Origin of the sequence: Neobacillus fumarioli NBRC 102428, from assembly GCF_001591485.1 — a bacterium.
GTDB lineage: Bacteria > Bacillota > Bacilli > Bacillales > Cytobacillaceae > Neobacillus > Neobacillus fumarioli.
The window spans coordinates 1-3,599 of record NZ_BCUZ01000186.1 but is presented as its reverse complement, the minus strand read 5'-3'; the positions used below and the strand labels follow the sequence as shown (position 1 = coordinate 3,599).

Sequence of the window (3,599 nt, the reverse complement as noted above, 5' to 3'; positions counted from 1 at the left end):
AAAACTGAGTTTGGTCGACTCGAAAACAGTCCCTCATCGAGGAGATGAAGGACAAAACTAGGTTGAGTCGATCAGAAAACTGTTCTTCATTTGGGTGATGAAGGACAAAACTAAGTTGGGACGATTAGAAAACTGTCTTTCATCGGGGTGATGAAAGACAAAACTCGGTAGAGCGAACAGAAAACAGTCCTTCATTTGGGAGATGAAGGATAAAACTGAGTTTGGTCGACTCGAAAACAGTCCTTCATCCGGGAGATGAAGGACAAAACTAGGTTGAGTCGATTAGAAAACAGTTCCTTCATCCTTTCCAAAATGGGTATATGACGTAGCGGAAAAAGAAAAAGTAAATTTTTCATAAGATTGGAAGTTATAACATTTATTGTTGGGATTTAAAATAAATATGTCATTTAGGTTGTCATAAAAAGTTTAATGGCATAGTCAATTCCTAACCATCTTTTGTGCCAATGTAACGTTATACCCTTCAAACCGAAACTCTTTATCTATTAGATGACTGTTTTAACGATGGAAAACAAAAAAGTAATAAAAAATAGACGGGTTAAAGAACCCGTCTTGATTTTTATTAGTGTTAAGTATATTTATCAGGAAAAATCTGCACTGTTCAAGTTCCAATCAAGGGTAAACCCTAAAAATCCTCATCCATTATGGAATTTATACATCCAAAGAACACCGGATTTCAATAGTCTAGCTACTCTTCCGGTGATAGGGCGGTCAGCCATCATTCCAAATCCGTGTTTTTTGCCGAGGGAGCCGAGTACACCCTTAAGTTTGATTGGCGGGAATGATGCCGGAGGTTCTTCACCTTTCCAACGCTTCTTTAAAACCTCCACAATTTGGACTGCTTGTCCTTCTGCAAGTTGTGCACTTGGGGCATGAGGTAGGCTTGCACAGTCACCCACAATAAATACATGTTCATCATGTGGGAGGTGATGCCGCGGTGTAATAATCATTCTGCCGGATCGGTCTTTTTCTCCTTCCATTTCCCTTACAATCTTATTAGCCTGAATTCCTGCAGTCCAAACAATAACATCGCAATGAATTGGCTGATCGTTATTGTATAATACATTTTCTTCTACTTTTGTGATATTGGAATTATTAATAATTTCTACACCATGGCTGATAAACCAATTTTCAACGTATTTACTAAGACGGTCCGGAAAAGCTGAAAGGATATGTTTTCCACGGTCGAATAATTTAATATGAAGATCCTTGCGGCTTTCACTAAGTTCGCTGGCAAGTTCCACACCGCTAAGACCTGCCCCGACAATACCAACAATGGAACCAGGGCCAAGATTATTTAAGGCTTGATAAGTTTCGCGAGATTTCCCAATACTTTGGATGCTGTAGGTGAACTGTTCAGCACCTGGGACATTATGATAGTTATCTTCACAGCCTAAACCGATAACCAAGTCGTCATACTCAATGGCTTCGTCATTTAATAATTCGACTTTCTTGGCCTTTGTATCTACTCCGATTACTTCACCATATTTCACTTTAAGCCTCGGATGTTCAGGAAAGGCGACACGGACATGAACATCTGAAATGGTACCGGCCGCTAAAGCATAGTATTCAGTCTTTAGGCAATGATATGGAACGCGGTCTACAAGTGTAATCATAACGTCTTCAGGCAGTTCATTAGGAAGCAATTCATGCAGAATTTTCATGCCGCCATAGCCGCCGCCAAGAATAACAAGGTTTTTCATTTTTAATTCCCCTTTTTACGCTGTCCTTTAGTTTTTCTATTCGTTATTTTGTAACAAAAGACATAGAAGAGTGAAAAAATTTACTGGTAATTTAAGTAGAAATTATAGGATCAATAATATTCTGTCATTAAAACACACCAAGTAAGAGTATATCGAAAATGTGTCAAAATAACAACAGTTACCGACACAAAATCACTCGTAAAATTTGACGAAGTCTGATAAATGGAGTACGATTGTAAGTTAGTGAAGAGGTGAGAGCATGTTTAAACCGATCATTGAATTTTGCGTCAGCAATCTTGCCAGTGGTGCACAGAAAGCACGTGAAATATTGGAAAAAGACCCTAATTTGGATATAATTGAATATGGGTGTCTCGGATATTGCGGGATCTGCGCTGAAACTCTTTATGCACTTGTGAATGGCGAAATCGTCAGAGGTGGAACTCCCGAAGAGCTGGTTGACAATATATATCAGTATCTAGAAGAAAACCCAATGTTTTAAAAAAATAAGGGAGCCAATTGCTCCCTTATTATATAAATAAAAATAGAAACAAATCAGTTGAGGGCATGGTATTAACTGTATATACTATATTAAAGTGCTCAAAAAGGAGGAGAACCAATGAGCCAAGATGTTATTTTTTTAACAGAAGCAGCATCACTGCAAATTAAAGAGATGATGAAGCATAATGAAGAAGAAGGCGCTTTTTTACGCGTAGGAGTCAAAGGCGGCGGATGCAGCGGATTATCTTACGGTATGGGCTTTGACCATGAAAAGAAGGAAGACGATTACTCGTTTGAACAATATGGAATAAAGATTCTTGTCGATAAGGAAAGCGCTCCTATCTTACAAGGCACCAAAATTGATTACAAACAATCAATGATGGGCGGCGGATTTACGATCGATAATCCGAACGCCATTGCCTCTTGCGGCTGCGGTTCCTCGTTCCGTACGGCAACAGAGGCGGGTACACCGGAGGAATGCTAAGGTTAGAATTACGGAATAGACACAAGCCTAAAATACGGACTCACAACTCTAAAACCAATTCAAGGTTGTGAATTACATGCCTCCTTGATAGTTAATGTTGAAATACATGACTATTGAGGAGGCTTGTTATGTCTATAGAAAGGTAAGCCTGTGACTTAGTCAATAAAGCTACACCTGCTACTTAATTAAGAATGTATCCCCTTTTTCATCAAATGCGTGCTTAAAATCAAATGCAAAAGGAGTGGGACCATGCTGAATATAATAGTTGTATCTATTGAATGCCTCCTTCCATGAGACATCCTTCACCTTTTCTGTCCACCAAACTAAATAAGAAAGGTGTTTCTCTGGATAGGGCTCGATCCATCTGCTTCTATCTCTAATGCTTCCATATGCTGACCTGAATAGGTAAAACGATATAAGGAATGAAGGTTTCTCCATACTGTAAGTGTAAGAATAGAAGAACCATTTCCCTTTATGGTTTCTTCAGGGAAAGGGGCTCCTTCAGGGGAAAACGCCTCTATAAGTCCTGTTTTAGTTGCCTGACGATATATTTCATTTCCTACTTGAAAAAATTCACGAGAGTTAGGGTAGTCAAGGGGGTGGTTTAGCCTACCAACAGTATAGATTGAAACTAACGTCATAAACAGCCCTCCATCTAAAGTCTTTTCCTAGATTTATTCAAGTAAATACCCTTTTTGTGGACGTTCATTATAGATAATAATCACTTTCCATCTTTGTCCAGTAGGAATAAACTCTTGATAAAACGCCGATTAACAATGGATTAAGCTGTTATGATCTTTCAATGATATCTTCAAGATGTGCTTTAACATTATTCATACTTAATCCTCCGTAGTAACAAATCACTTTTACTTCATTCTATAGTTCTTTCTCATAAG

General features: G+C 38.5%; 5 protein-coding genes. 2 read left to right on the top strand and 3 right to left on the bottom strand.

Features of this window, described 5'->3' with window-relative positions; all coding sequences use genetic code 11:
* Positions 1 to 653 precede the first annotated feature (653 nt).
* Positions 654 to 1,721 (bottom strand): NAD(P)/FAD-dependent oxidoreductase, encoded by a 1,068-nt coding sequence (locus BFU02S_RS15180; protein WP_066372454.1) that lies wholly within the window; start codon positions 1,719 to 1,721, stop codon positions 654 to 656.
* Positions 1,722 to 1,980: 259 nt separating this feature from the next.
* On the opposite strand from BFU02S_RS15180, the gene BFU02S_RS15175 reads away from it, so the two are divergent.
* Both BFU02S_RS15175 and BFU02S_RS15170 read left to right on the top strand, forming a co-directional pair.
* The gene (locus BFU02S_RS15175; protein ID WP_066372452.1) at positions 1,981 to 2,220 is read left to right on the top strand and encodes a YuzB family protein; all 240 of its coding nucleotides are present in this window, start codon (positions 1,981 to 1,983) and stop codon (positions 2,218 to 2,220) included.
* A 117-nt stretch (positions 2,221 to 2,337) separates the two neighbouring features.
* Positions 2,338 to 2,703 carry a HesB/IscA family protein gene (locus BFU02S_RS15170; RefSeq protein WP_066372450.1) on the top strand — a complete coding sequence of 122 codons (366 nt, stop codon included), beginning with the start codon at positions 2,338 to 2,340 and terminating at the stop codon, positions 2,701 to 2,703.
* 177 nt (positions 2,704 to 2,880) lie between these two features.
* On the opposite strand, the gene BFU02S_RS17565 is transcribed toward BFU02S_RS15170, so the two are convergent.
* Together BFU02S_RS17565 and BFU02S_RS15165 are read right to left on the bottom strand one after the other, a co-directional pair.
* On the bottom strand, positions 2,881 to 3,141 hold the full coding sequence (locus BFU02S_RS17565; RefSeq protein WP_268872912.1) for a DUF3291 domain-containing protein: 261 nt from the start codon (positions 3,139 to 3,141) through the stop codon (positions 2,881 to 2,883).
* Positions 3,027 to 3,344 (bottom strand): DUF3291 domain-containing protein, encoded by a 318-nt coding sequence (locus BFU02S_RS15165; protein ID WP_235842087.1) that lies wholly within the window; start codon positions 3,342 to 3,344, stop codon positions 3,027 to 3,029. The genes BFU02S_RS17565 and BFU02S_RS15165 overlap by 115 nt, the downstream gene beginning before the upstream one ends.
* Between the last annotated feature and the right edge of the window lie 255 nt (positions 3,345 to 3,599).